Below are 26,536 nucleotides of genomic sequence, written 5' to 3' on the forward strand. Positions count from 1 at the left end.
GTGTGAAAATCAATTCAAGCGTGTTCATTTAACTGAGATCTAACTTATGATTAAAAAAGTATATAAGTAATTATAATATAGTAAATTTATATTAAAACTTAGATACTAAAATATTGATTATTCTTTTTCATTATTTATATAAAAACAGGTTAATCCATAATTAAATATGCATTAACCTGTTTTAATTTAAATTTTTAAAATTATTAATTATGCTCTTGAAATGTAACTACCATCGCTTGTATTAATAACTAACACATCGCCTTCATTAACGAATAATGGTACATTTAAAGTATAACCGGTTTCAACTGTAGCAGATTTTGTAGCACCAGTTGCAGTATCACCTTTAATACCCGGCTCTGTTTCAGTAACTTCAAGTTCAACAGTTTTTGGTAATTCAATACCAATCGTTTCACCTTCATATGACTGAATTTGAACTTCCATATTCGCTTTTAAATATTTTAATTCATCTTTTAAGTAATCGCCAGATAATTCTGTTTGATCAAATGTTTCATTATCCATGAAGACATGAGTATCTCCATCAGCATATAAATATTGCATACGACGATTTTCAATCATCGCTTGTTCTACTTTTTCACCAGCTCGGAAAGTTTTTTCTTGAATAGCGCCTGTTCTTAAATTACGTAATTTAGAACGAACAAAAGCAGAACCTTTACCTGGTTTTACGTGTTGGAAATCAATTACTTTCCAAATTCCATTATCTACTGAAATAGTTAAACCTGTTTTAAAATCATTAACCGAAATCATTCAGTTTCCTCCTCAATTATACGCTTACTATAAAATAATAAGGTCTTTTGTGCATTTAGTAAAGACTTCACACCCATTTTCAGTAATTAAAATGTCATCTTCTATACGCACTCCACCAAGACCATCTACATAAATACCTGGTTCAATAGTAACACAATTATTAACTTGAACTGTATCATTAGTATTTTTAGATAATACTGGACCTTCATGAATATCCAAACCAATACCATGACCTAAAGAATGACCAAATTCATTACCATAACCATGTGCTTTAATATAATCTCTAGATAATGCATCAACTTCCTTAGTTGTCATACCTGGCTTGATTTCTTCAATTGCCTTTATTTGAGATTGAAGCACGATATTATAGATTTCTTTCAATTTTTTATCAGGTTCACCAATCGCAAATGTTCTAGTAATATCTGAACAGTATCCTCTATAATATGCACCAAAGTCAAGAGTAATCATGTCACCTTTTTCGATTACTTTATCACTAGCAACTCCATGAGGCAAAGCCCCTCTATAACCAGAAGCAACGATTGTATCAAATGATGGACCATCAGCGCCTAGTTCTAACATTTTACTTTCAAGCAATACTTTTAACTCTCTTTCAGTCATTCCAACTTTTGCAATATTTAAAATGTAGTTATAAGTATCATCCACGATCTTAGCCGCATATTTTATTTTAGCGATTTCTTCAGGTGATTTAATTTCTCTAATTTTTTCAATGGCATTGCCTATACTTACGTACTTCGTATCAATTTGGCTTAATTCTTGAAACGTATCATAGCTAACTAAATGACCTTCAAAACCTACTGTTTTATACTGCTTGTTTTTTATAATTTCTTTTATCTCATCAATAATCCCACTACGTCGATTTACAATTTCAAAGTGAGTGGCTTGATTTGTGGCTTGTTCAATATAACGGAAATCTGTAATCAACTTATTTTCATTATTAGAAATGATTAAAGCGCCACTTGTTCCAGTGAAATCAGAAATATAACGTCTATTATAGTCAGATAATATAACAAGAGCATCAAGATTTTCACTTTTTAATATATGACGAACTTTAGCTAATTTATCCATTTAACCCACTCCTTGTATAACGTTTGTACATTTTTATTATATACATTAAAATAATAACATACTTAAAATATTAAAGATATTTTGATTTAGGGAGATTTACATGAAAAGATTATTAACGATTTTAGGAGCTTCTTTGTTTTTGGTTGGCTGTGGCTCTCAAAATTTAGGACCTTTAGAAGATAAAACAACCAATTTAAGAGATGAGAATCATAATTTAAAATTAAAAATTCAACAACTAAATCAAGATATAAATAATCAAAAATCTCAGTTAGAAGCATTAAATAAAGATAAAAAGAATGTATCTAAAACTGTTGATAATAATAATGAAGCTAATTTTTTACAAGCTTCTTCAAATTATTATCAAGATATTGCTAAGATTATCGATAAATTTAATCAACTTGATTTAAATAAAACTAAAAAAGATGATAAAAATCAAAATCTTGAAAAGCTAAATTCATTATCAAATGATATAGATGATGCCTACAGCAAATATAAAAGTGATACAGATAAAAGTAATATATCAAATGATAATACTAACGAAGATAAAACTATTAAACAAATAAACAAAAATCTTCAATCTGCTTTTAAAGATATTAAAAATGGCTATGAATCTAACAATAAAAAGAAAATAAATCAAGGTAAGATGAAGTTATCACAAATTAATGTTTCTAGTAGTTCATAAAATAGGAGTTTTTTAGTTGAAAAATATTATATTTTATTTCGTTTTAATTATAGCAGCTATAGGTTTACTGCTAAATCTAAATATTTTTGTAATGTCGTTCATGAAAACAATTTTCACACTTATAATGATTGCTCTTATTATTTACTTTATCTATTATTTCTTCTTCCTTACAGAAGATCAGAGAAAATATCGAAGAGCAGTCCGAAAATATAAAAAAAGACAAAGAAAATAAAAACAAGGAGGTTCAAGAGTATTAGTACTCTTAAGCCTCCTTGTTTTATATCTATTTTTTATATAACCACTCTTCTGAACGATATTTTTCTTCAAGAACTTTTACTTCGGCTAATTGATTTTCAGTTAGAGATAGTGGTTTAAATTCGATATTTAAACCTTTTTTAAATCCTTCTTCAAATGCTTTTTCCATTTCTTCAATAGAGATGTGTCTATCTGATATATCATTTATTGCTACAGCTTTATCTACAAAAGCTTTTTTCATTTTTTCTTTCAAGCGATCATTCTTAAAAATAAACATATCAAATAATTCGTCTACATCTACATCTTGAAGTAGTGACCCATGTTGAAGAATAACACCCTTTTGACGTGTTTGTGCACTACCTGCAATTTTACGTCCTTCAACGACCAATTCATACCAACTTGGGGCATCAAAGCAAACGGCACTTCTTGGTTGTTTTAATTTTTCTCTCTCTTCTTTAGAACGTGGAATAGCAAAATAAGCATCAAATCCTAATAATTTAAAGCCTTCTAAAAGTCCTTCTGAAATGACACGGTAGGCTTCAGTAATTGTAGAAGGCATATTTGGATGAGATTCAGGTACGATAACACTATATGTTAATTCTTTGTCATGTAGAACGCCTCTACCACCAGTTTGACGGCGAACTAAACCAAATCCTTTTTCTTTCACTTTATCGATATCAATTTCTTTTTTTAATCTTTGAAAATAACCTACAGATAAGGTAGCAGGATTCCAAGTATAAAATCTAACTACAGGATCAATTTCCCCTCTTGAAACAAAATTTAATAAGGCTTCATCCATTGCCATATTATAATAAGGATCATGGCTCCCAGTATTGATAAAATTCCATGTTTCAGTCATATAAAAACTCCAATCACAACTTAATTTATATAAATTCAACGTTAATGTTACTTTAGAATGTATTAGAAATATGAAACAATAAAAAATTTTTGATAAATTGAGCTAACACCTTTATAATTAATAATAACGGTTAATTAGGGAGGATGCAATATGAATGTATCTTTGATTATAGCATTAATAATTATAGTTTTAATAATCCTTTACATGGTTGGAAATTTCTTTCTTAATCGACGAGCTGTAACTGAACTAGATCAAAACGAATTTCATAAAGGTTTAAGAAAAGCTCAAGTCATTGATGTACGTGAAAAAGTTGATTATGATTATGGTCATATTAATGGTGCTCGCAATATTCCAATATCTATGTTTAGACAAAGATTTCAAGGTTTACGTAAAGATCAACCTGTATATCTTTGTGATGCAAATGGTATTGCCAGTTATCGTGCTGCTCGCATTTTGAAAAAAAATGGATATAAAGATTTATACATGCTTAAAGGCGGCTATAAAAAATGGACTGGTAAAATTAAAACTAAAAAATAATTATCAGAAATAAAACTCTCAAGAAATTTCTTGAGAGTTTTATTATTTCTGATAATTAAATCATTCATTAAATTATTTACAATATTAAAGTTTTTCTTGATGTAAATCTTCAAATTTAAGAATTGGTTTACGAGCTGCAGTTGTTTCATCCAATCTATCAATGATAGTTGTATGAGGTGCTTCTAATACTTTATCAGGATCACTTTCAACTTCATCTGCAATTTGAAGCATTGCATCAATGAAGTAGTCTAAAGTTTCTTTAGATTCAGTTTCGGTTGGTTCAATCATCATACCTTCTTCCACATTTAGCGGGAAGTAAATTGTTGGTGGATGTACGCCAAAGTCTAGTAAACGTTTTGCCATATCTAGAGTACGGACACCATATTCTTTTTGTTTAGATCCACTTAAGACAAATTCATGTTTACAATATTGTTCATAAGGGATTTCATAACGATCTTTTAATCGAGCTTTAATGTAGTTCGCATTTAAGACAGCTGCTTCAGACACTTCTTTTAATCCTTGTGCACCCATCGTTCTAATATACGTATAAGCTCTTAAATAAATACCAAAGTTACCATAAAATGGTTTTACTCGACCGATTGAATTTTCAATATCATTATCATATTTAAATGTATCACCGTCTTTAATCACCATTGGTTTTGGTAAATAACTTGCTAATTCTTTTTTTACGCCGACTGGACCTGAACCAGGGCCACCACCGCCATGAGGACCTGTGAATGTTTTATGCAAGTTTAGGTGCACAGCATCAAATCCCATATCTCCAGGACGAACTTTATCCATAATAGCATTTAAGTTTGCTCCATCGTAATAGAGTAACCCGCCTGCTTCATGAACAATTTCACGAATGTCCATAATATTTTTCTCAAAGATACCTAAAGTATTTGGGTTAGTTAACATAATAGCAGCGGTATTTTCATTAACGACACGCTTTAAGTCTTCGATATCAACTTCACCGCGTTCATTAGATTTAACAGTTACTGATTTAAATCCGGCAAATGAAGCTGATGCAGGGTTTGTACCATGTGCAGAGTCTGGAACAATAACTTCATTACGATGGCCCTCACCATTTTTTATATGATATGCTTTAAAAATCATTAAAGCTGTCCACTCACCATGAGCACCTGCTGCTGGTTGTAGAGTTACTTCATCCATACCTGTAATTTCTTTTAGTTCTTCTTGTAAACTATAAATAATTTCTAATGAACCTTGAATTTGTTCTTCCTCTTGTAGTGGATGAGATTCTGCAAATCCAGAAATACGAGCAACTTTTTCGTTGATTTTTGGATTATATTTCATAGTACAAGAACCTAAGGGATAAAATCCAGAATCTACCCCAAAGTTTTTATTCGAAAGTTCCGTGTAATGACGTACTAAATCTAATTCTGCCACCTCAGGAAACTCTGCTTTATTTTTACGAATAAATTTATTATCTAAAATACTCTCAACAGAGTCTGTTTTAATATCACTTTGTGGTAAAGAATATGCATATCTACCTTCTCTAGATCTTTCAAAAATTAATGGACTAGATTTACTTACTACCATTTAGCTCACCTGCTTTCTCAACAAATGTATCAATCTCTTCTTTCGTTCTTAATTCAGTAACAGCAATTAACATATGATTGTCAAAGTCTGATGAAGCTTCACCTAAGTCAAAGCCTCCGATGAAACCATGTTCTGCTAATTTTTTATTTACATCTTTGATAGGTTGATTAAACTTAACAACAAATTCATTAAAAGATGTACCATCTAGGACTTCAAAACCGTTGTTTTTAAATTGATTTTTAGCATAATTAGCATGTTCTAAGTTTTGAACCGCAATATCATAAATACCTTGTTTACCAAGAGCTGACATAGCAATTGAGGATGCTAAAGCATTCAATGCTTGATTTGAACAAATATTTGATGTGGCTTTATCACGACGAATATGTTGTTCACGAGCTTGTAAAGTAAGAACAAAACCTCTATTACCTTCATCATCTTGCGTTTGTCCTACTAATCTGCCAGGAACTTTACGCATTAACTTTTTAGTAGTAGCAAAGTAACCACAATGAGGACCGCCAAATTGAGTAGGAATACCAAATGGTTGTGTATCACCAACAACAATATCTGCTCCAAATTGGCCTGGAGGTGTTAAAACGCCTAATGCTAATGGGTTAGAATAAACAATGAATAACGCTTTTTTATTTTCAATATAAGAATGAATTTTTTCTAAATCTTCAATTGATCCATAGAAGTTAGGATATTGTACAGCAACTGCTGCAGTATCATCATCAATTGCTTGTTCTAATTTTTCTAGGTCAGTAATCGTTCCATTTAAATCAACTTCAACAATTTCAAATTCTTTTCTTACTTTAATATACGTTTTTAATACTTGTAGAGCCTGATAATGGAGACCTTTAGATACTACAATTTTGTTCTTTTTAGTATGATTAAAAGCTAATATACAAGCTTCGGCAAAGCTAGTTATGCCATCATACATAGACGAATTTGCGACATCCATTTGAGTAAGTTCACAAATTAATGTTTGGAATTCAAAAATTGCTTGTAGTTCACCTTGAGAAATTTCAGGTTGATAAGGTGTATAAGCAGTATAAAATTCAGAACGAGAAATCATAGCGTCTACTACTGCAGGTGTGTAATGATCATATACTCCTGCACCTAAAAAACTCACATGTGTTTCTTTAGTAATATTTTTATTTGCAATAGTATTCAATCTTCTTAAAAGTGAAGTTTCAGCTTCTGCACTATCTATATTCAAATCTCTATTAAGTAAAATATCTTTTGGAATATCTCCAAAGAGCTCGGTAATTGAATTTGCTCCAATTGTTTCTAACATTTCTTTTTTATCTTTATCAGTTAATGGTATATAACGATGACTCACATTGCACACCCCTTAGTTATTTTTCGATTTGATTTTTCTTAACAATTTTAGCTTTTAATTGTCTTTTACGAACTTGAACTAGTAATTCTTTACCTAACTCAAATTCATCACGATCAATGATAGCCATAGCAATTGATTTTCCTGAAGAAGGTGATTGAGTTCCTGAAGTAATTTCACCTATTTCTTTTCCGTCAAGATTCATTACTGTATAACCCGTTCTTGCAATGCCTTTATCTATAAGTTCTAAACCTACAGTACGTCGTTTTGACCCATTCTCTTTTTGATCTTTTAAAACAGATTTACCAATAAATTCATCTTCAATTAAAGGTTTAGCAGCAAAAGCAATTCCACCTTCATAAGGCGTAATTGATTCAGTGAGATCTTGACCATGAAGAGGTAAACCAGCTTCTAATCTAAGTGTATCTCTTGCACCTAAACCACAAGGTACAACGCCTTTATCAATAAAACCATTCCAAATGTCAACTGTATCATTTGAATTACAATAAATTTCAAAACCATCTTCACCTGTATATCCAGATTGAGATAAGATAACATTTTTTCCAAAAATAGTTACATTTTGTTTGAATTCAAAAGGCTTCATTTCACTTACATCAATATCAACAAGTTCACTTACTAAAGTTCTTGCTTGAGGGCCTTGAACCGCTAATTGACCATACTGTTCAGACACATTTGTTACAGTAGCATTAAATTTAGATTGATGTTTTTGAATCCATTCGAAATCCTTATCAGTATTGGCTGCATTAACAATTAATAAGTATTTGTTATCAGCAATTTTATATGTTACTAAATCATCAATAATACCACCCTCATCATTACATAAAGCTGTATATTGAGCTTTAGTTTCAGATAAATTAGTAGTATCATTCGAAAGTAAATATTGAACAAATTTACTAGCATTTTCACCTTCTATTAAAATTTCTCCCATATGACTTACATCGAACATACCTACTTTGTATCTAACTGCGTTATGTTCTTCTTTAATACTAGTAAATTGAACAGGCATAGCCCACCCACCGAATTCAACTATTTTAGCACCACTATTTACATAAGTTTCATATAATGGTGTCTTTTTTAATTCGTTTGTCATTTAAAAACCCCCTATTTTTTTATAAAAAAAGCAGAGTAGCAGAAGCTACCCTGTCTAAATAACAAATCCAGGACTGCGTAACAGTATTATCCTTTTGCCTGAGAGTTTCGTAGTTTACTTGCACCTTCGGCGATAACATGACATAATTTCAAAACAACTATAGAATCAGTTCAAGTTATTCTCTCTAATACTGATCATTCGCATGGTATATGATTTAAAATTGTTTTATATACACATTCAATTGTTTTACTACTATCTACTTTTTTGGATGCGATTTCATTATATCTTGAAACTCTCGATAAATACAAGTCTTTTAATTGTTTTTCACTTTTGTTTTTCGCATTTGGTCTATGTGGATCATTAGCAATTCTATTATAGATAATATCTATATCACAATCTAACCAAATAACTGTTTTATTTTTTAAAAGTGAGATAGAATTATCGTTTTCTATAATTCCTCCCCCGGTTGATATAATATCATATTTACCAATACAATCATTTAAATATTTATACTCTAACTTACGAAATCCTTTTTCACCAATTTCATTAAAAATATCTGGTATTGTTTTAAATTCTTTCATTTCTATATATGTATCTAAATCAATATATGAATAGTGTAATTTTGAAGCCAAATATTTGCCAATAGTACTTTTACCAGTACCCATAAAGCCTGTTAATATAAGTGGTAAATAAGAATGAGTCATCCTAATCACCTCTCTTAAGTTTATCACTTATTATACTATCATAATATATTTGAATATTATGTATTGTTTTTAATTTTATACTATATTGAGCAGAATAAGTAGATATAATTATCAAATATATACTAAGAATAAATAATGTATAGCTACTTATATATCCTTTCATTTTATAAAAATAAGTTTTTTTCATAGTAATCGTTTTTATCACCTATTTTTAGTTTTAATTTTATGATGTTAGAAGGTAAAATTTGAAATTCTGCATTGATGACGTTATTTAGTAAAACGATATTGCCATTCCCATTAATTTTGTAAAATAGTTTGTTGTTTTTAAATTCTATATAATCTTTAGACGATTCATTATCAATGATAATTGTATGTTTATCCTTAATTATAAGGGCATGATGCTTTTTCGAAATAATTTGAGTTATATTTGTCTGAAAAAAAGCATATTCTGTTTGATAACTATTATATGACTCGTATAAATAGGAATGAGTCAATTTAATTAATTGAGGAAAAAATGTTAACATCATTGTTGTTAAAAATAATGAAACTAACATTTCTATTAAAGTGAATGATTTTAATTTAATATTTAACGCATGATTCGATTTCAGTTTCTTTGTGAAGTCCACATATTTTGTTGGAATAAAGTTTAATATGATAATCACCTAAATTTATACCTTTTGAAAGGGTTTTTTTATCATAATGGTTGATACTACTCATTATAGTTTGCTTGATTTCAATAATTTGGTATTCTCTTTTTAATGTATGATTTAAACTGATTAGTAGTGGAATTAAAGTAAAAACTATAGTAGTGAATATATACAAGCTAAATAAACTATCGATGAGTAACACTGCTTTAAATTTTAAAATATCTAATTCTTCCTTTTTCAATATTAATAATCAACTTATATTGATGTTGATTGATTTTCAATATTAAAGAGCCAAACTGATTTATTCTTCCTTCTTTATTAAAAGTAATTTTCTCTAAATTTCTAACTTCAACTATTTTTCCATCTTCAATATTGTAGTTGTACCGCCCACCATGTGCTTCTATTACTTTTATAATTGAGGAATGTTTTGAAATTAACAATGTAATAGATTGATGATCATGCATCGCTTTAGATTTAAAATATTCTAATTGATTAACAAATTGTGTTGCTTTTAAATCGTCTGACAAAGAAATATTGTTAAATACATTTACCCTTAAAGTTGCATTAAGTAAGATTGTTAAAATCAAAATGATTAACAAGCTCTCTATAAAAGTGAATGCTTTAATATTCTTACTCTGCAACTGCTTCTCCATTTTTAATACTGATAGTTTCTCCAGACTTACAAGATGATTGCCCTTGTTTTATAAACCCTTCAGTTACTAAGTCCTCAATAGAATTAGGAACTCTATTATGTTTTAAAGTATAAGCTTCAATTTGACTATTGACCATTTTCACTTGTGCTTCACATCCTGTTGATTGAATATGTGACATTTGTTTAGCTATATTCGGAATAATAAGAATGAGTAAAACACTAATTATTAATAGTACAAGTAACATCTCAATTAAAGTAAAAGCTTTTAATTTATTTTTGAATTTTTTCATAAAAAACCTCCATTTTACTTTACTTAATATTTTGCATAAGTTGGAACATGGGTAACATGATCACTAGATACAAGCTGACTATAAAGGCTCCTAAGAATATAAATACGATAGGTTGGATAATTTTTGACTGTTTTAAAGCTGTTTGTTGGAGCCTTTGAATTAATATTTGACAATACATTTTCAACTCAATATCTAATTTATTATTTTTCTCACCTTGCTTAATAAACTGTATTAAATCATATTGATAACATGGTATTTTAATCAAAATATTGGGTAAATTAATGCCTCTATTTAGTTCATTTTGAATAACGATACCAATATAATTCAAAAATGAGTTGTTTTGTAGATGAATGTACATATCTACGACTTGTTGAATACTAATACCATTTTTATAAAATAAAGCTAAATCATTAGCAAGTTGATATGTTTTTATAGTCGAATAATAAAAACGTACAATTGGTATGTAAGAAATGAATGTAAGTTTTTTGGATATATCTAATTTATTAAGAAAGATAAATATAATGATGGATAAAGTTAGTAAAGTAAAAAAAACAAAAAGAAAAATTTGCGGTAAATGACTAATTAAATATGTAATAATAGTTTGTGATAAATTGAGTTTAACATCCATCATTGAATACAGATGTTCAAATTGAGGTAAAACTGTATAATTTAATATACTTAACATAGTTATAAATATTGCAATTAAAATGATGGGATATTGAATAGCTTTTAATATTCGTTGTTTAGCTTGAAGATTTGTTTTTAAATAATTCATTGCTTCCTCTAGTGCTTCATTTATATTCCCATATTTCTGCGCAAATTGAATTTGAGTGATAATAGATTTAGGATAGCCTATTAATTCTAATATTTGATCGCATTCTCCTCCTGTTTTTATTATTTTAACTATCTTATTTGCTATATCTTTATTTTTATAATTAAAATACAAATTTATAAAATTAAAACTTTCTAATAATGTAAATCCACTTTTAAGTAAGTTATTCAAATTATTTAGAAGTATAATTTGTTGGTTTTCATTAAGAACTTTAGAATGTTTGTTAAATATATTTTTCAACCACATCTTCACATATAAGACCTTCTTTCGATAGCGATAACAATTTTTCTTTTAAATTATTAAATGTCTTAGGAAGCGTATGGTTATGTTCAAAAAAATATTGAATTTGATTATTTGTAATAGACTCACAAACAAGCTTTCTTTGATTTGAAGTAGTTGTAACTAATCTTTGATTTGAAATAACATTTATTGCTTGTGAAATTTCTTGAACACTAATCCCCATCTCTAACAATCTGAGTATTGCGCCCTTACAATTGCTTGAATGCATAGTAGTTAACACTAAATGACCACTTAAACTTGCTTGAATAACACATTTTGCCACTTCAGCATCTCTAATTTCACCAATTAAAATAACATCTGGATCACATCTTAATATTGCTTTAAATGAACTAACATAATCTATACCGGCTTTATGATTTACTGACACTTGTGTTATGCCTTTTAATAATTGTTCAACAGGATTTTCAATTGTAATAACATTTAAATTTAATTCTTGAAAAGCATAGAGTACTAATTGATACATCAAAGTACTTTTACCTGAACCTGTTGGACCAGTAAGTAAAATGAGACCTTGCTTTTTATTCATTAGAGATTTAAAGTCATTAAAGTCCTTATACTCTCTTTTAGAAGTGAAATATTGAGGGATAAGTCTAATAACACAACTTTCTACTCCTAATGACAAAGGTAAAGTAGAAATTCTTAAATAAAATATTGATTTAGCATGATAAGTATATCTACCACTTTGAGCTATTTGATGTGTTGATACATCTAAATTTGCTTTAAATTTCATATAAATTAATAATTTTTCATAAATGTCATTACTAAACATTTCATATGTCTCTAATATATCATTCACTCTGAATTTAATATGTACTTTATCCTCTGAAGGAATAAAGTGTACGTCACTTGCATTTTTTGAAATTGCTTTATTAATTATTTCTTGAAATAATAATTTCAAAAAAAACACCTCCTACATATATAAACGTAAGAGGTGTTTAAATTACTTTTTTATTGTCCATCTAAATATGGATTGAGTTGTTCGTCATCTACCGTAGTGTATTGACCATGACCTGGGAATAAAGGCAAATCTCCGTCTAATTCAAATAATTTATCCTTAATTGAGTCTACTAATGTTTCATAGTCTCCTCTATATAAGTCTGTTCTTCCAATACCGTTATTAAATAATGTATCTCCTACTACTGCAAAATCGTCAAAAACGTAAGTTAAACTTCCTGGCGAATGACCTGGTGTATGAAGAACATTGAATTTAAATTCATCGATTGTAAAATTACCTTCATCTAAAGCAATTGGTTGAGCTTTACTAGTAGTGAGTGGCATACCATATTGTTTAAATTTTGAAGAACCATTTTTTTCAGGATCAGTTAAGAAAGAAAATTCTTCTTTATGCATATAAACAGGTACATCATATTTGGATAATACATCGTCTAAAGCACCAATATGATCAAAATGAGCGTGTGTAAGTAGTATTGCTTTTAAAGGTTTATTGATTTGATTTAATTTCTTAAATATTTTATCAGATTCTCCAGCAGGATCAACTAATAATACACTGTTATCGCTTTCTACAAAATACGCGTTTGTATCAACTAATCCTAAAGATAAATTAGAAATTCTCATATTATTCACCTTGTTTATCTAAATGTTTTTGAACAGATTTTAATTTATCATTCATTTTACGAGACTTATCTCTTCTATCATCAATACGGATATTTGTACATACTCTATCTAATCCTTTATCAAATGGTAATTCGTGAATTGCTTGAACTACTTCAAATAAATCTTTAAGATCACCTTCGATAAGCGTATTCATAGGGGTTAATTGATAGTCAATTTTACCTTGCTTTTTAAATGCTTCTAGTTTCGTTTGGATTTCTGCAATATATTTACTAACACTAGGACCTTCCGTTCCGACTGGTATAACAACTACATCAATAATAGCCATTATTTAACACCATCCTTTTCAATTATATATGTTTTTATTAGTCCAGCAGCACCAGTGATACCAGCATCATTTCCAAGTTTTGCTTGGACAATTTCAGTATCTTTTTGAGCAGGAGTAAATGTTAAATTATGATATTCTGTTTTAATATTTTCAATTAATATTAATCCAGCTGTAGACATTCCTCCACCTAAAACAATATATTTAGGATTGCTTGTAGCACTAATTATACTACATAAATAAGCGATATGATTTGCGACCTTCTCTGTTATAAATATACAGAATTGATCTCCTGCTTTTGCTGCATCAAATACAGCTTTAGCAGTTACTTTATTCTCTTTTATAAGTGATAAAATAGATGATTTAAAAGTTAGTTTAGGATAATAAAAATTGACTAAATTAACCACTCCAGTAGCTGAAGCAACAGTTTCAATACATCCTGATTTGCCACAATTACAATTAAAACGTTGATCAAAATCAGTTCTAATATGACCTATTTCTGCACCTGAACCATTATGACCATGTACAATTTCACCATTTGAAATGATGCCTCCACCAAGACCAGTACCAAGTGTAATAGCAACTACATCATTTGCACCTTGACCAGCACCTTTATGCTTTTCACCCAGTGCAGCTACATTTGCATCATTATCCACATATACAGGACAATCTATAAATTCACTAAAAATCTCTCTCACATTTACATTTCCAGGCCAATGTAAATTAACAGCCCCATGTACGATTCCCGTTTCAAAATCAACAGGACCAGGAACTCCTATACCAACTCCGATAACATTTTGAAGATCAAAATGATAAGATTCAGTTGCTTCTTTAAAAGAATCAAAGACTTGCCTTAATAAAGTTCGACCTGTATGGTCTGAAGTATCGGTTTCAATAGACCATTTATGTAATCGTTCTAATTTTGTATCAAAGATACCAAGTTTACATGTTGTTCCACCTATATCAGCTGCTAAAATAATATTTTTCATTTATGCTCATTCCTTCTTTGATTAATTATTAAAATACATTTTAGATATTCTTCATTTGTTAAAAGATCATAATTGTAAAGAGAACGTATTTCTTGTTGCATCATTTCATACATATCTTCTTTATCTTTAAAATATATAATAAAACCATAACGTTTCAAAAGTTGCAAGACATCATAAAAATTGTTAATTTTTCGATTCATTACTATCTTTCAATTCTTTTTCTAAATTTTTATAGCTTTGGTTATTGGCATCAATTTTCAAAGCTTTTTTTATATATTTTAAAGATTTATCGTTATCATTTAATGCTCTATTAGCTATGGATAATTCATAGTTTAATAATGCAGAGTTAGGATGACTTCTTAGGCCTCTTTCCCAATCAGCCATTGCCTCTGCTTTAGAACTTTTAGTAGCAGTTATTAAACCTTTTAAGTAATATGTTTCATCATCATCGTATCCTTTATTGATTGTATGTTCAACAATTGATAAAGCATCATCATAATTATAGGATATCATTTCGTCTTTAATAAGTTTATCGTAAATATTTTCTTCTTTAATTGAAAATATTCTAATTTGTAATAAAACAAAAAGTACTAATAATAAAATTAAAAATAACCAAAATAAATTACGATTTTCATGAAAATAATAGCCTATTAATGTAATAAGGATACCACCTATGAAACCACCTAAATGAGCCATTAAATTAATATTCGACATAAATAGCGAGACAAAAATCAATATTAATACAACAACTAACAATTGTATTATCATTTTCTTATTAAAAGTCTTACTTAAGTACATCATCGTTAAAATAGCCCCTATAAGACCAAAAATGGCTCCACTTGCACCAACAGATATTGTACTTATATTAAAGGATAACGAAGCAAAGTTTCCAAATAATCCAGAAATTAAATAGATACCTAACATTTTATATGGACCAACGATCGTCTCTACAATTTTACCAAAAATGAATAAAGATAGCATATTCATTAAAATATGTTCAAAATTAAAATGTAAAAACATCGAGGTAATAAGACGGTACCACTCTCCGTGCACTACATTGAAGTGTACTAATCCCCCAACATCTAGTAGCTTAATATCTGAAAAATGATTTAGATAAATCTTCATATATAACCATACTAGGACATTTATAGCTATAAGTGTATAAGTCATTGGTGAAAATATCATCATATACTTATCAACAAGGTTCGTATTAAGTACACGCTTTTTATAATCTAACGATGATTTTTTATCTTTTTTATTAACGCGTTTTTTTAAAATAAAATTAGGCATTGTATTTTCTAAGTCTTTTTCATTAGTGATACTATGATAAATCAACTTAGTAGGATGCGTTTCATCGAAATTATCAATATTCATCGATGTTTCTAAAAAGTAGAAGAACTCAACTTTTTTAATTTTAAATCCTAACTTTTTTTGTAAATTCTCTTTATGATCATTTATTTTAGATTTGTCGAAGCGTATCTCTTGAGTTGAACTCACTTCTTTTCTAAATACAATAAGTTCTTCTTTTTTCTTATTGAATAACCAAATTTCATTTGTATTTTTATCTGTGTGTTCTAATTTATAGTTAAAATATTTGATCCAATAATAAATTGATTTCCAATATAGTTTATCAATATTCATTAATTCCTCCCAAATTTAGTGTTACATATAATTAAATTATCTACAGGTTGATCATGTTTTTCCACATCAAAATCTGATATTTGGAAGTCATATATAAGACTAATTGAGTTAATATCGTGTTGATTTAGAAATTTATCATAGTAACCTCCTCCATACCCTATACGAAAACCATTTGTTTGAAAAGCTACTCCAGGTACAATAAGTAAATCCATGTCATTACTAATAGATGTATCTTCATTAACATAATTAATGCCTTTATCATCGGTAGCTATTGATGACAAATCTAATAGTTGTTTAAAGTTCATATTACGACTTCTGTAATCTGTATTGGGCACAAAAATTTGTTTTCCATTATCTAAAGCGAAATTAATAATATTGTATGTATTAATCTCGTGTGGCATAGACAAAAATATACCGATACGATGTGCATTTTTGAATTTTTCGTTTTCAATTAATTGTTTCATTAACCAAATATCAGCTTTATGCTTACTTTTTTTATCAAAGTCTTTCATTTGTGATAAGATATTTTTTCTAATTTGTTTTTTACCCATTCTTTCTCCCATCCTTTAATATATATTATAACGTTATTATATAGTGATGTCATTTGTGATAATTCAAATTATTTTAAGTTAAAAAATTATATTAATTTATATAAAATAAATATAGTTGTTGATTATATATTTAGGATTATTAATAGTTGAATGAGCTACTAAAGTAAAAAAGGTTGGAACAATTTTGTTCCAACCTTTTTACTTTTAATATTATTTAGTTTCACGATGTAGAGTTTGTTTGTTATCACGTGAACAATATTTTTTCATTTCAATACGTTCAGGATTGTTTCTTTTATTTTTAGTAGTAATGTAGTTTCTGTCACCACATTCAGTACAAGCTAATGTTACGTTTACGCGCATGATTATACCTCCTTACCTTTTCTAAATACGACTTTATTATCATACCACTTAGACGATTAATTGAAAAGTATTAATTTTTACTAGTGTTAAATAGAAAAGCATCTTATCAACGGTTATTCAAATTATTTTTCATTTTTAAAGTAGTAATTAATGATATCTCTTCCTAAATCTCCCCCATTTAACCATGGTGGTGGAACAGGTTGATTAGTATATACGATAGAAAAAGCTAATTTAGGATCTTTAACAGGCGCATAACCTATATATGTTGAGTTAACTCTAGGTTGTCCATTTTGATAAACTTCAGCAGTACCAGTTTTACCAGCTGATGGAACAACAGTTTTATGGAAGCTTGCATAGCCTGTACCATCTTTTTCATTGAAAGCCATCTTGAATCCTTGTTTTACTTCATCTATCTCATCTTGAGAATTATTGACTTTATTTAGTATATTACCTTTAATTTTATCTTTTACAGGTCCTACCTGATCACTATTTGTTGCGTCATGTATAGCTAAACCAATGTGTGGTTGTACTCTGTAACCATTATTTGCAATTGTAGATATATATTGTGAAAGTTGAATAGGTGTATAAGTATCATATTGACCTATTGATAAATCTAAATAATTGCCTGGATTATTAGTTAATGGTTCAATTTGACCAATTGTTTCATTTGGTAAATCGATACCTGTTTTAACACCTAATCCTACTTGATTTAGACCTTTTCTCAGTTTTTGACCAGCTTCTTCAATATTATTAGGTAAATTCATACCACTTGAGTAAGGATCACCAGCTAGTCTTAAAGCAGTTTTAAACATATATACGTTTGAAGAATGCATTAATGCTTCTTTGTCGTTAATTAGGACTTTGCCATTTTGGTTAAAGTAAGAACGTTTAGTTAGTCCGCCACTAAAGTGTAAAGGTTCATCAATCATTTCTTCACCGACTTTGATAGTATGATTTTGATAACCAGTTAATAAGGTTGCTCCTTTAACAGAAGAACCGACTGCAAATTGACCAGTAAAATTACCTAAATCATAATCTAGCAGTTCACCTTTTTTATCAATTTGTCTTCCAGCCATTGCAAGAATATCACCATTTTTAGGATTTTGAACAACTACAAGAGCATTGTCCATATTTGTTGCTCCTTGACTACGCAGTGTTTTTATTTCATTTTCTAATAGAGACTCAACTTTTTTCTGTAAATCAATATCAATGGTTAGTTGTAAATCATTTCCGCGTGACCCAGGGTTAATCACTTTAGAACTAATAACTTTACCAGATTTATCAGTAGTGTATTTCAACTGTTTCTTTTTACCACGTAGAATGTCTTCATATTGATATTCTAGATAAGCTTTCCCAACCCTGTCATTTCTAGAATATCCTTTTGCTAAATACTGTTCAGTTAATTCTTTAGGAATACCCTCAGAAGGTGTAGAGACACTACCAAATATACTTCTTAAAGTTTCACCATATGGATATTTTCGATCCCAATCCATTGAAGTATTGACACCAGGTAAATTATCCAATTGTTGAGAAACAGCAGCATATTCCTTTTCACTAACATCTTCATTTTTTATCATTTGCGGATCAAGTGTAGATCCAGCTGACATTTCTCTGTATATAGCTAATACTTGTAAATCATGCTTAGATAAACTATTTAATTGAGTTTCTGTAATTTTACTATGTAATTGTTTATCGTACTGTTCTTGACTTATGCTACCATTGTTAAGCATAGTTGTTTCTTTTTTCATTAATTTATTAACTTCTTTTGGATGATTTTGTATCCAAAAGTCTTGTTTATCTCGCTTTGTAATCTTATCAGTATTCATTGTAATGAGTTTAGCTAATTTTTTAGCGGTGTTTAACATATCTTGTTGACTGGTTTTTCTAGAACGAGTGTAGGTAATTGCTAATTTCGAAGCATTATCAACTAAAATTTTGCCATTTCTATCTAGTATTCTTCCTCGTGGTACGGATTCATTGACAGTAATATTCTCATCATTTTTCACTAATTGACTATAATGTGCACCTTGTGCAATTTGTAAATATCCTAGTCTTAGGACAATTAATACGAAAATCAAAACAATTGCACCAAATATAAAACTAATTCGTTTATTCATCGTATGTTTTATTTTTTCATCATTTGATTTTTCTTTTAATCTTTTAAGCAAGACAACCGACCTCAATTATTAATCATGTATACGTATAAATGATATATGAAATTGTATAATTTTTCTATATTTTTCATAAAAAAAAGTGATCTCCCAAAAAGAGACCACTAATAAATACTTTTTTTATTTATTATTTTGTAGCAGCATTGTATAACTCGTCTACTTTTTCCCAATTTACAACATTCCAGAAAGCACTGATATAATCAGGACGTTTATTTTGATATTTAAGGTAATAAGCATGTTCCCAAACATCTAAACCTAAAATTGGAGTTTTTCCTTCAGTAATAGGGTTATCTTGATTTGGAGTAGTAACAATTTCTAATTTTCCATTATTTACTACTAACCAAGCCCAACCTGAACCAAAACGTGCTGCAGCTTTATCAGCGAATTCTTTTTTAAACTCATCTAAAGAACCCCATTGTTCTTTAATTTTATCAATTACAGTACCTTTTTCTTCAGAATTAGGAGTTAATAATTCCCAGAATAATGAGTGATTTAAATGACCTCCACCATTATTACGTACTGCTGTTTGAATATTTTCAGGTACACTATCTAAATTTGCAACAATTTCTTCAATTGATTTAGATTCTAAATCAGTACCTTCAACTGCAGAATTTAATTTTGTAACATAAGTGTTATGATGTTTGTCATGATGAATTTCCATTGTTTCTTTGTCGATATGTGGTTCTAATGCATCTGCTGCATATGGTAAATTTGGTAATTCAAAAGCCATAAATAATCATCCTCCTAAATTATCTTTACATAAATAATAACAAGCTATGTGATGTGCAACAAATCATTTGCTTTAAATATTATTCACATAGTTGTCATATTTCTTATTATACTCTTCTTATATCTCATTTTAGTAGTTTTTAAACATATATTTCAATATTAGTAGAAATTCAGACTTTTGACCTATAAAAAACTGAGACGCTTACTTACGTCTCAGAACATTTCTCATTTTAATTTATACCTTTATTATGGCAAGTTTCACATATACCATATACCTCTAATTTATGAGTATGAATATCTACATTAGGTAGGAATTGCTTAACTTGCTCAATTGGACAAAAATCTATTACTTTTGTATCCCCACAATTTTCACATATAAAATGATGATGATGATGATTAGTACAAGCGATTCTAAATTTCATTTCTCCATCTAATTCTGTACTTTCAACAATATTTAAATCTTTAAAAAGATGAAGATTACGATAAATAGTATCAAAAGATATACCTGGATAATCATTGTCTAATTGTTGTTGTATATATTTAGCATTAATATATTTATCTTCATTAACAAAGATATTAATCATATCTTCTCTTTTCTTAGTATATTTTAACCCATTGTCTTTTAAAATTTTAATAGCGTCATTTGTATTCATAATTTAATGCTCCTTTTTGGCAGTTCGTTTAGTTTTCTGTAGTAACATCGTTATTCCTAAAATTAGAACTAATAATACCACGATGACACCACCAGGAGATATATTAATATAAAATGCTAAGGTAAGCCCTAGAATAACAGAACATTCACCTATAACAATACTTAAGATAATCAACTGTTTAAATCCTTTAGTTAATCGCATTGCTATAGCCACAGGTAATGTAATTAATGCACTCACGAGTAAAATTCCTACTACTCTCATTGATGCAGAAATGACCATAGCAACAATCGTTATAAATAAAAACTGAATCCATTTTGGAATATTAATAACCTTACTATATTCCTCATCAAAAGATAAAATAAATAATTCTTTGTATAATAAAAGAATGAATAATAATACGACGATTGAAATAATCGTAATTGTGATTAAGTCACTTAAATTTACAGCACTAATTGAACCGAATAATAACCCAACAATTTCTTGATTGAACCCATCAGCTAGAGAAATAAAAATTGCACTTAATGCAATTCCTGCACTCATTATAATTGGAATTGCAATTTCTTGATAGTTTGAATATGAAGTTCTTAATTTTTCTATAAGTAAAGCTCCAACTATTGCAAAGATTATACCAAACCACATAGGGTTTATAAATGCTAATGCTGGTGATAAGGTAATAATAAACATTCCAAACGAAATACCGCCTAGTGTGACGTGACTTAAAGCATCAGCAATTAATGATAATCGCCTTACTACTATAAATGCACCAATTAAAGGTGCAATAAAACCAATCAATATCCCACTTAAAAGTGAATATCTCATAAAATCAAAATTTAACAATGCTTCAATCATGATATTCACCTCTTAATTCAATCCATATACTTATCATAATTAACTCCTATTTAAAATTATGCTTCACAGCATGAACGATTATGTTGATGATCAACAAATTTAATTGGATGACCATATATTTTTGAAATTTCAACTTCATCAAGAGACTTAAATTCTTCAGTAGAACCGTGGAAATGAAGATGTTTATTTAAGCAAGCGACTTTTGTAGCTGTGTCTACCACAACGCCTATATCATGAGTAACTAAAATAATCGTTATACCTTCTTCTTTTAAATGTTGCAAGGTGGCATAGAATTCATTCACATGTTTTGCATCAATCCCATTTGTCGGTTCGTCTAATACTAAGACGGATGGATTTGAAATTAAAGCGCGTGCAATTAGTACACGTTGTTGTTGTCCACCTGATAATTCTGCAATATTTTTATTCTTTAGATGATGAATGTTTAAACGATGTAAAACATTATCTACTTGTTGTTCATCACTTTTATTAAACCACTGAAAAATTCTTTTCGTTTTAGTTAAACCACTTAAAACAACTTCTTTCACACTAGCAGGAAATCCTGCAGTAAAAGCATTGGCTTTTTGAGATACATAACTAATTTTTAATGCAGATTGAGTATTTTTTTTATAATATTTCCCGTCAATGTATATTTCACCGTGTTGTAATGGTAACAAGCCAAGAATAACCTTTAAAAGAGTAGATTTACCGGCTCCATTAGGACCAACAATTGCAAGAAAGTCACCTTTATTAATTCGAATATTAATGTTTTCTAATACTTGTTTATTATCAAAATAATAATCAATATTTTTTAATTCAAAAACAGGTTGATTCATCTTTTCACCTCGCTAAATACTATACAATTATATATGTTTTTTGTAAATAGTAATGTTTACGAATTAAAACAAGAGTAAGATAGCCTCTTTGTAGATTATGCTATCTTACTCTTATTTTAATTATTGATTCAATATTTTTTCTTTTAATTTGGGGTCAAAAATTTGAGATTTTAACATTTCGATTTCAAAGCGATAAGGCGGCTTTTTATTTTTCTTATCTTCTCCTACATAAGGAGTTTCAAGGATTTTAGGAATGTCTTTAAAAGCTTCATGATGTACCACATTATTCAAGGCGTCAAAACCAATATATCCAAATCCAATATTTTCGTGTCGGTCTTTATGTGCACCTTGTTCATTTTTACTATCATTTACATGAACAACTTTAATACGGTCTATTCCAATGATTTTATCAAACTCATTCAAAACTCCATCAAAATCATTTTTGATATTATAACCAGCATCATGTGTATGACAGGTATCAAAGCAAATAGATAATCGATCGTTATGTGTCACACCATCAATAATGCGAGCAAGTTCTTCAAAACTACGTCCAATTTCTGTTCCTTTCCCAGCCATTGTTTCAAGTGCAATTCGTACATCATGATCATGTGTTAATACTTCATTTAATCCTTTAATAATCTGATTAATTCCTTTATCTGCACCGGCACCTACATGCGCACCTGGATGTAAGACAATATCTTTCGCTCCTATAGCTTGCGTGCGTTCAATCTCATTTTGAAGGAAATTCACACCTAGTTCGTAAACTTCAGGCTTCGTTGTATTTGCTATATTTATTATGTAAGGAGCGTGTACAACAATATTGGATAAACCATATTGTTCCATAACTTTATGACCTTTTTCAATATTTAAATCGTTTATATTTTTTCTTCTTGTATTTTGAGGTGCACCTGTATAAATCATAAATGTTGATTCACCAAATTGATGTGCTTCTTCGGCCGATCCTTCTAACATTTTTTTACCACTCATTGATACATGTGAGCCAATTAACATTTGTTTCACCTAACCTTTTTTATTGTTTTTTCGTTGTTGTCTACTACGTTGTTTACTGTATTGCTTTCTCTCTTGTCGTTTCATTCTTTCTACTTCTTGTTTAAATTTCTTTTTATAGCCTGGTTTAACTTTATTTTTAGATTTACTTCTTACTTTATGTTTTACTTGATTTGTTAAATGATCATCTTTACGTTCACGTTTATGACGTGTATTGTGCGCTTTGATTGGCTTAAGTTCTCCATTTTTAATATCAACATTATCAAAGTGATAGCCTTTATCTTCAATAAGAGAAATATTATGTTCTTCATCTGGGCTATATAACGTTATAGCCACGCCTTTATAATTTCCACGTCCTGTTCTACCCACTCTATGAGTAAAGAAATCAATATCATTAGGAACATCAAAATTTACTACATGACTAACGCCTTCAATATCAATTCCTCTTGAAGCTAAATCACTTGCAATAACATATTGGAAATCTAAATTCCGAATACGTTTCATTTGTTGTTTACGTTCTCTAGGTGTTAAACCGCCATGAATCATACCTACTTTAATGCCAGACTCATTAAGAGATTGAGCAAGTTCATTTGCATTTTCTCTACTGTTACAAAAAATAATACATAGATATGGATTTAGTATATCAATTAATTGTAAAGTTTTATCAACTTTTTCAGTTCCTTTAGTAGGAATCAAATAAAATTCAATATTTTTTTTATTTTGGGATTTGTTATCAACTACAACATATTCAGGGTGACTAAGATACTTATTTAAAAACGGTTCTAATGATTTTGGAATTGTTGCACTAAAGACTGCAATATTAGCATTTTCATCTAAACGAGCAGCAATATAATCCACATCTTCTATTAACCCTAAATCAATGAGTAAATCTGCTTCATCGATAATTAAATATGATGCCTTATGAATATGCAAATGTCCACTCTGAGCTAAATCATTGATTCGTGTTGGTGTACCAATCACTAATTGAGGTTGTTGATTTGTTCGTTGTTTATCTTTCTCTATGTCAGTACCACCAATAAATAAACTTACTTTAATATCTGATTGAAAACTAGCTAGATGACTAGCCACTTTATATAATTGTTGTGCTAATTCACGAGTTGGTGCAACAACAATACTTTGAGGTTCTTTAATGTCAGTATTAATTAAATCTATTAAAGGTAATAAAAAGGCGTGTGATTTGCCAGTACCGGTTTGTGATTGACCAATTAAATTAGTCCCTTTTTTTATACGTGGAATAATTCTATTTTGAATTTCAGTAGGTTTATTAAAATTTAAATCTTTAACTGCATCAATAAGATTTGGATTTAAATTAAATATTTCAAATGGATGATTAGCCATTCATCTGGCCTCCTTTGTATTGTTTTAAATATAATTAAATGGATCTGTATTTATTTCTGAAGCTTCTATATTAAACTGCTTACTATCATTACTAAATAACCATCGTCCTAGTAAGTCTTTAAGTCCTTCTTTCATAACGTACTCACTATAATGATTGATATCTAATAAATGAATGCCATTAGTTTTAGCATCAAGTGCATCATGATGTTTTATGTCTCCAGTAACGAAAACATCTGCTCCCTTTTTAAAAGCACTAGTTTCAAAACCGATACCAGCACCTCCGATAATAGCAACTGTTTTAATTAACGCTTCTGAAGGACCTGTATAACGAACGCTAGGAATATTTAAATGTGCTTTAGCATATTTAGCAAAATCTTCTAAATTTAATGGTTCATTTAGTTCACCTATTTTTCCAAGACCATAATTAGCAGATGTCGTCATCTTAATAAAATCGTATACAGGTGTTTCATAAGGATGGTAATTAATAATTGCATTTTTAGCAATACTTAATTGATCTTTACGAATCATAAATTCTACCTTCACTTCATTTACATGTTCAATTCGATTTAGTTCTCCAATATGAGGGCGAGCGTCTCCAACTGGTTTGAATTGACCTTTACCTTTGGACTCAAAGAAACAATATTCATAATTCCCTTCTTTTGCTAGACCAATATTATTTATATGATATTTAAATGATTCTAGATTTTCTTCCGGAATGTAAGTTTGTACTTTATAATAAAAAGATTCTTCTTCATTTAAAAATCTAATATTAGTTAAATTTAATTTTTTTGCTAGCATCTCATTGACACCATCAATGTGATTATCTAAATTGGTGTGTAAAGCAATAAGTTGAATATCATTTTGAATAAGCATGTGTATCAATTTACCGTATCCATCATTAACTAATGATTTAACACCTTTAAAAATTAAAGGGTGATGCGCAATAATTGTATTGTATCCTTTGCTAATTGCCTCTTCTATTACTTCCATTGTGCAATCTAATGCTGTCAAAATACCTGTTATTTCTTTAGTGTCATCTCCAATTAATAAACCCACATTATCCCAGCTTTCAGCAGTTTTAAGGGGAACATGTTGGTCAATAATTGACATTAGTTCTTTAATTTTCATTATAGAGCACCTCTCTTATCATTGATATCTCTTCTTCAATCTCTTCTAGTCTCTCATGATGTTGTATTGGATTCAATTGATTACGAATATACTCTAAAGCTGCTAACTCTCTTTCCCATTTTTTTATAAAAATATCGTTTTTATGATTTAAAAGAATAGGACCAAATTTAAGTGATTTCTTATTAAGAAGATTAAGATTTTCTTTCCATTCACTAACTACAATTTCATAGATATGCCCTTTTTCTTCTAAAATTTCTTCAGCAATAATATCATAATTAAGATGTTGAAGTGTCTTGCGTAAGGTTTCAGTTTGAATATTACTTTGCAAAATTAGACGTGGATGATGTGCAAGTTTATTTTTACCCTCATCTAATATTTTCGCTATCAAAGGTCCACCCATTCCACAAATTGTGACATTATCTACTTTATCTTTCTCAGTTAGAATACTAAGACCATCACCTAATCGAACATCGATATGTTGAGTAAGTTGATGCTGTGCTACATTCGTTTTAGCAGCTGTATAAGGTCCTTTTATTACTTCACCAGCAATAGCATCATCGCATAGATGATGTTGTAATGCATAAATAGGTAAATAAGCGTGATCAGAACCGATATCAGCTAATGAATTAGGTAATAAGTATTGGCTTACAACTTTTAATCTATGATTTAATGATATCATTGTTATCTCCTTTATTATAAAAAGAGGCTAGGACATAGTATTGTCTTAGCCTCAAATTTCTTTATACATA

The 26,536-nt window shown here is 29.1% G+C and carries 31 protein-coding genes and 1 riboswitch; of the genes, 3 read left to right on the forward strand and 28 right to left on the reverse strand.

Annotated elements, in window-relative coordinates; genetic code table 11:
• Nucleotides 1-207: 207 nt before the first annotated feature.
• The gene (gene efp, locus HMPREF2578_RS04985; RefSeq protein WP_002449752.1) at nucleotides 208-765 is read right to left on the reverse strand and encodes an elongation factor P; all 558 of its coding nucleotides are present in this window, start codon (nucleotides 763-765) and stop codon (nucleotides 208-210) included.
• A 27-nt stretch (nucleotides 766-792) separates the two neighbouring features.
• Nucleotides 793-1,851 (reverse strand): M24 family metallopeptidase, encoded by a 1,059-nt coding sequence (locus HMPREF2578_RS04990; RefSeq protein WP_017176249.1) that lies wholly within the window; start codon nucleotides 1,849-1,851, stop codon nucleotides 793-795.
• Nucleotides 1,852-1,951: 100 nt separating this feature from the next.
• Between HMPREF2578_RS04990 and HMPREF2578_RS04995 the strand changes: the two genes are divergently transcribed.
• Together HMPREF2578_RS04995 and HMPREF2578_RS11300 are read left to right on the forward strand one after the other, a co-directional pair.
• Nucleotides 1,952-2,533, forward strand: a complete 582-nt coding sequence (locus tag HMPREF2578_RS04995) for a putative periplasmic lipoprotein (protein WP_017176248.1) — start codon at nucleotides 1,952-1,954, stop codon at nucleotides 2,531-2,533.
• Between the two features lie 16 nt (nucleotides 2,534-2,549).
• Nucleotides 2,550-2,765: an SA1362 family protein gene (locus HMPREF2578_RS11300; protein ID WP_017176247.1), complete on the forward strand. Its 216-nt coding sequence runs from the start codon at nucleotides 2,550-2,552 to the stop codon at nucleotides 2,763-2,765.
• A 51-nt stretch (nucleotides 2,766-2,816) separates the two neighbouring features.
• On the opposite strand, the gene HMPREF2578_RS05005 is transcribed toward HMPREF2578_RS11300, so the two are convergent.
• Entirely contained in the window at nucleotides 2,817-3,647 is an 831-nt protein-coding gene (locus HMPREF2578_RS05005; protein WP_017176246.1) for a lipoate--protein ligase family protein, read from the reverse strand.
• Between the two features lie 150 nt (nucleotides 3,648-3,797).
• On the opposite strand from HMPREF2578_RS05005, the gene HMPREF2578_RS05010 reads away from it, so the two are divergent.
• Entirely contained in the window at nucleotides 3,798-4,184 is a 387-nt protein-coding gene (locus HMPREF2578_RS05010) for a rhodanese-like domain-containing protein (RefSeq protein ID WP_002449897.1), read from the forward strand.
• 84 nt (nucleotides 4,185-4,268) lie between these two features.
• Here HMPREF2578_RS05010 and gcvPB read toward each other — a convergent pair whose 3' ends face one another.
• From gcvPB to HMPREF2578_RS05140, 25 genes are all read right to left on the reverse strand, one after another.
• Complete coding sequence (gene gcvPB, locus HMPREF2578_RS05015) at nucleotides 4,269-5,747, reverse strand: aminomethyl-transferring glycine dehydrogenase subunit GcvPB (protein ID WP_061544222.1); 1,479 nt, start codon at nucleotides 5,745-5,747, stop codon at nucleotides 4,269-4,271.
• Entirely contained in the window at nucleotides 5,734-7,086 is a 1,353-nt protein-coding gene (gene gcvPA, locus HMPREF2578_RS05020) for an aminomethyl-transferring glycine dehydrogenase subunit GcvPA (RefSeq protein WP_019835697.1), read from the reverse strand. The genes gcvPB and gcvPA overlap by 14 nt, the downstream gene beginning before the upstream one ends.
• 16 nt (nucleotides 7,087-7,102) lie before the next feature.
• The gene (gcvT, locus tag HMPREF2578_RS05025) at nucleotides 7,103-8,194 is read right to left on the reverse strand and encodes a glycine cleavage system aminomethyltransferase GcvT (RefSeq protein WP_017176243.1); all 1,092 of its coding nucleotides are present in this window, start codon (nucleotides 8,192-8,194) and stop codon (nucleotides 7,103-7,105) included.
• Nucleotides 8,195-8,270: 76 nt separating this feature from the next.
• Nucleotides 8,271-8,392, reverse strand: a riboswitch (glycine riboswitch).
• Entirely contained in the window at nucleotides 8,389-8,898 is a 510-nt protein-coding gene (locus tag HMPREF2578_RS05030; protein WP_017176242.1) for a shikimate kinase, read from the reverse strand. (Overlaps the previous riboswitch by 4 nt.)
• A 164-nt stretch (nucleotides 8,899-9,062) precedes the next feature.
• Nucleotides 9,063-9,524, reverse strand: coding sequence for a competence type IV pilus minor pilin ComGF (locus HMPREF2578_RS05040; RefSeq protein WP_232132980.1), 462 nt, complete (start codon nucleotides 9,522-9,524; stop codon nucleotides 9,063-9,065).
• A 227-nt stretch (nucleotides 9,525-9,751) separates the two neighbouring features.
• Nucleotides 9,752-10,186 carry a competence type IV pilus minor pilin ComGD gene (comGD, locus tag HMPREF2578_RS05045; RefSeq protein ID WP_017176239.1) on the reverse strand — a complete coding sequence of 145 codons (435 nt, stop codon included), beginning with the start codon at nucleotides 10,184-10,186 and terminating at the stop codon, nucleotides 9,752-9,754.
• Nucleotides 10,176-10,487 carry a competence type IV pilus major pilin ComGC gene (gene comGC / locus HMPREF2578_RS05050; RefSeq protein ID WP_017176238.1) on the reverse strand — a complete coding sequence of 104 codons (312 nt, stop codon included), beginning with the start codon at nucleotides 10,485-10,487 and terminating at the stop codon, nucleotides 10,176-10,178. Before comGC ends, comGD begins: the two co-directional genes overlap by 11 nt.
• Nucleotides 10,488-10,506: 19 nt before the next feature.
• The gene (gene comGB, locus HMPREF2578_RS05055; protein ID WP_048681721.1) at nucleotides 10,507-11,565 is read right to left on the reverse strand and encodes a competence type IV pilus assembly protein ComGB; all 1,059 of its coding nucleotides are present in this window, start codon (nucleotides 11,563-11,565) and stop codon (nucleotides 10,507-10,509) included.
• A complete protein-coding gene (gene comGA, locus HMPREF2578_RS05060) occupies nucleotides 11,543-12,517 on the reverse strand; it encodes a competence type IV pilus ATPase ComGA (RefSeq protein WP_017176236.1) in 975 nt (324 codons plus the stop codon). Before comGA ends, comGB begins: the two co-directional genes overlap by 23 nt.
• A gap of 50 nt (nucleotides 12,518-12,567) precedes the next feature.
• A complete protein-coding gene (locus tag HMPREF2578_RS05065; RefSeq protein WP_017176235.1) occupies nucleotides 12,568-13,194 on the reverse strand; it encodes an MBL fold metallo-hydrolase in 627 nt (208 codons plus the stop codon).
• A 1-nt stretch (nucleotide 13,195) separates the two neighbouring features.
• On the reverse strand, nucleotides 13,196-13,519 hold the full coding sequence (locus tag HMPREF2578_RS05070) for an MTH1187 family thiamine-binding protein (RefSeq protein ID WP_017176234.1): 324 nt from the start codon (nucleotides 13,517-13,519) through the stop codon (nucleotides 13,196-13,198).
• Entirely contained in the window at nucleotides 13,519-14,505 is a 987-nt protein-coding gene (locus HMPREF2578_RS05075; RefSeq protein ID WP_002449785.1) for an ROK family glucokinase, read from the reverse strand. The genes HMPREF2578_RS05070 and HMPREF2578_RS05075 overlap by 1 nt, the downstream gene beginning before the upstream one ends.
• Nucleotides 14,502-14,705, reverse strand: a complete 204-nt coding sequence (locus tag HMPREF2578_RS05080) for a YqgQ family protein (RefSeq protein ID WP_017176233.1) — start codon at nucleotides 14,703-14,705, stop codon at nucleotides 14,502-14,504. The genes HMPREF2578_RS05075 and HMPREF2578_RS05080 overlap by 4 nt, the downstream gene beginning before the upstream one ends.
• Nucleotides 14,689-16,146: a rhomboid family protein gene (locus HMPREF2578_RS05085; protein WP_017176232.1), complete on the reverse strand. Its 1,458-nt coding sequence runs from the start codon at nucleotides 16,144-16,146 to the stop codon at nucleotides 14,689-14,691. Before HMPREF2578_RS05085 ends, HMPREF2578_RS05080 begins: the two co-directional genes overlap by 17 nt.
• On the reverse strand, nucleotides 16,146-16,697 hold the full coding sequence (locus tag HMPREF2578_RS05090) for a 5-formyltetrahydrofolate cyclo-ligase (protein ID WP_017176231.1): 552 nt from the start codon (nucleotides 16,695-16,697) through the stop codon (nucleotides 16,146-16,148). The genes HMPREF2578_RS05085 and HMPREF2578_RS05090 overlap by 1 nt, the downstream gene beginning before the upstream one ends.
• Nucleotides 16,698-16,907: 210 nt before the next feature.
• A complete protein-coding gene (gene rpmG, locus HMPREF2578_RS05095; RefSeq protein WP_002449881.1) occupies nucleotides 16,908-17,057 on the reverse strand; it encodes a 50S ribosomal protein L33 in 150 nt (49 codons plus the stop codon).
• Between the two features lie 122 nt (nucleotides 17,058-17,179).
• Nucleotides 17,180-19,225 carry a peptidoglycan D,D-transpeptidase FtsI family protein gene (locus tag HMPREF2578_RS05100; protein ID WP_017176230.1) on the reverse strand — a complete coding sequence of 682 codons (2,046 nt, stop codon included), beginning with the start codon at nucleotides 19,223-19,225 and terminating at the stop codon, nucleotides 17,180-17,182.
• 130 nt (nucleotides 19,226-19,355) lie between these two features.
• A complete protein-coding gene (locus HMPREF2578_RS05105; protein WP_017176229.1) occupies nucleotides 19,356-19,958 on the reverse strand; it encodes a superoxide dismutase in 603 nt (200 codons plus the stop codon).
• A gap of 229 nt (nucleotides 19,959-20,187) precedes the next feature.
• Nucleotides 20,188-20,610, reverse strand: coding sequence for a Fur family transcriptional regulator (locus HMPREF2578_RS05110; RefSeq protein WP_002455286.1), 423 nt, complete (start codon nucleotides 20,608-20,610; stop codon nucleotides 20,188-20,190).
• Nucleotides 20,611-20,613: 3 nt separating this feature from the next.
• Nucleotides 20,614-21,459: a metal ABC transporter permease gene (locus HMPREF2578_RS05115; protein ID WP_017176228.1), complete on the reverse strand. Its 846-nt coding sequence runs from the start codon at nucleotides 21,457-21,459 to the stop codon at nucleotides 20,614-20,616.
• A 56-nt stretch (nucleotides 21,460-21,515) separates the two neighbouring features.
• Nucleotides 21,516-22,292: a metal ABC transporter ATP-binding protein gene (locus HMPREF2578_RS05120; protein ID WP_017176227.1), complete on the reverse strand. Its 777-nt coding sequence runs from the start codon at nucleotides 22,290-22,292 to the stop codon at nucleotides 21,516-21,518.
• 120 nt (nucleotides 22,293-22,412) lie between these two features.
• Complete coding sequence (locus HMPREF2578_RS05125; RefSeq protein WP_017176226.1) at nucleotides 22,413-23,303, reverse strand: deoxyribonuclease IV; 891 nt, start codon at nucleotides 23,301-23,303, stop codon at nucleotides 22,413-22,415.
• Nucleotides 23,304-23,312: 9 nt separating this feature from the next.
• Complete coding sequence (locus HMPREF2578_RS05130; protein WP_017176225.1) at nucleotides 23,313-24,659, reverse strand: DEAD/DEAH box helicase; 1,347 nt, start codon at nucleotides 24,657-24,659, stop codon at nucleotides 23,313-23,315.
• A gap of 24 nt (nucleotides 24,660-24,683) precedes the next feature.
• The gene (locus tag HMPREF2578_RS05135) at nucleotides 24,684-25,787 is read right to left on the reverse strand and encodes a Nif3-like dinuclear metal center hexameric protein (protein WP_017176224.1); all 1,104 of its coding nucleotides are present in this window, start codon (nucleotides 25,785-25,787) and stop codon (nucleotides 24,684-24,686) included.
• Nucleotides 25,777-26,466: a tRNA (adenine(22)-N(1))-methyltransferase gene (locus HMPREF2578_RS05140; protein ID WP_017176223.1), complete on the reverse strand. Its 690-nt coding sequence runs from the start codon at nucleotides 26,464-26,466 to the stop codon at nucleotides 25,777-25,779. The genes HMPREF2578_RS05135 and HMPREF2578_RS05140 overlap by 11 nt, the downstream gene beginning before the upstream one ends.
• Nucleotides 26,467-26,536 lie beyond the last annotated feature (70 nt).

The organism is Staphylococcus sp. HMSC072H03 (assembly GCF_001809305.1).
GTDB classification, from domain to species: domain Bacteria; phylum Bacillota; class Bacilli; order Staphylococcales; family Staphylococcaceae; genus Staphylococcus; species Staphylococcus hominis.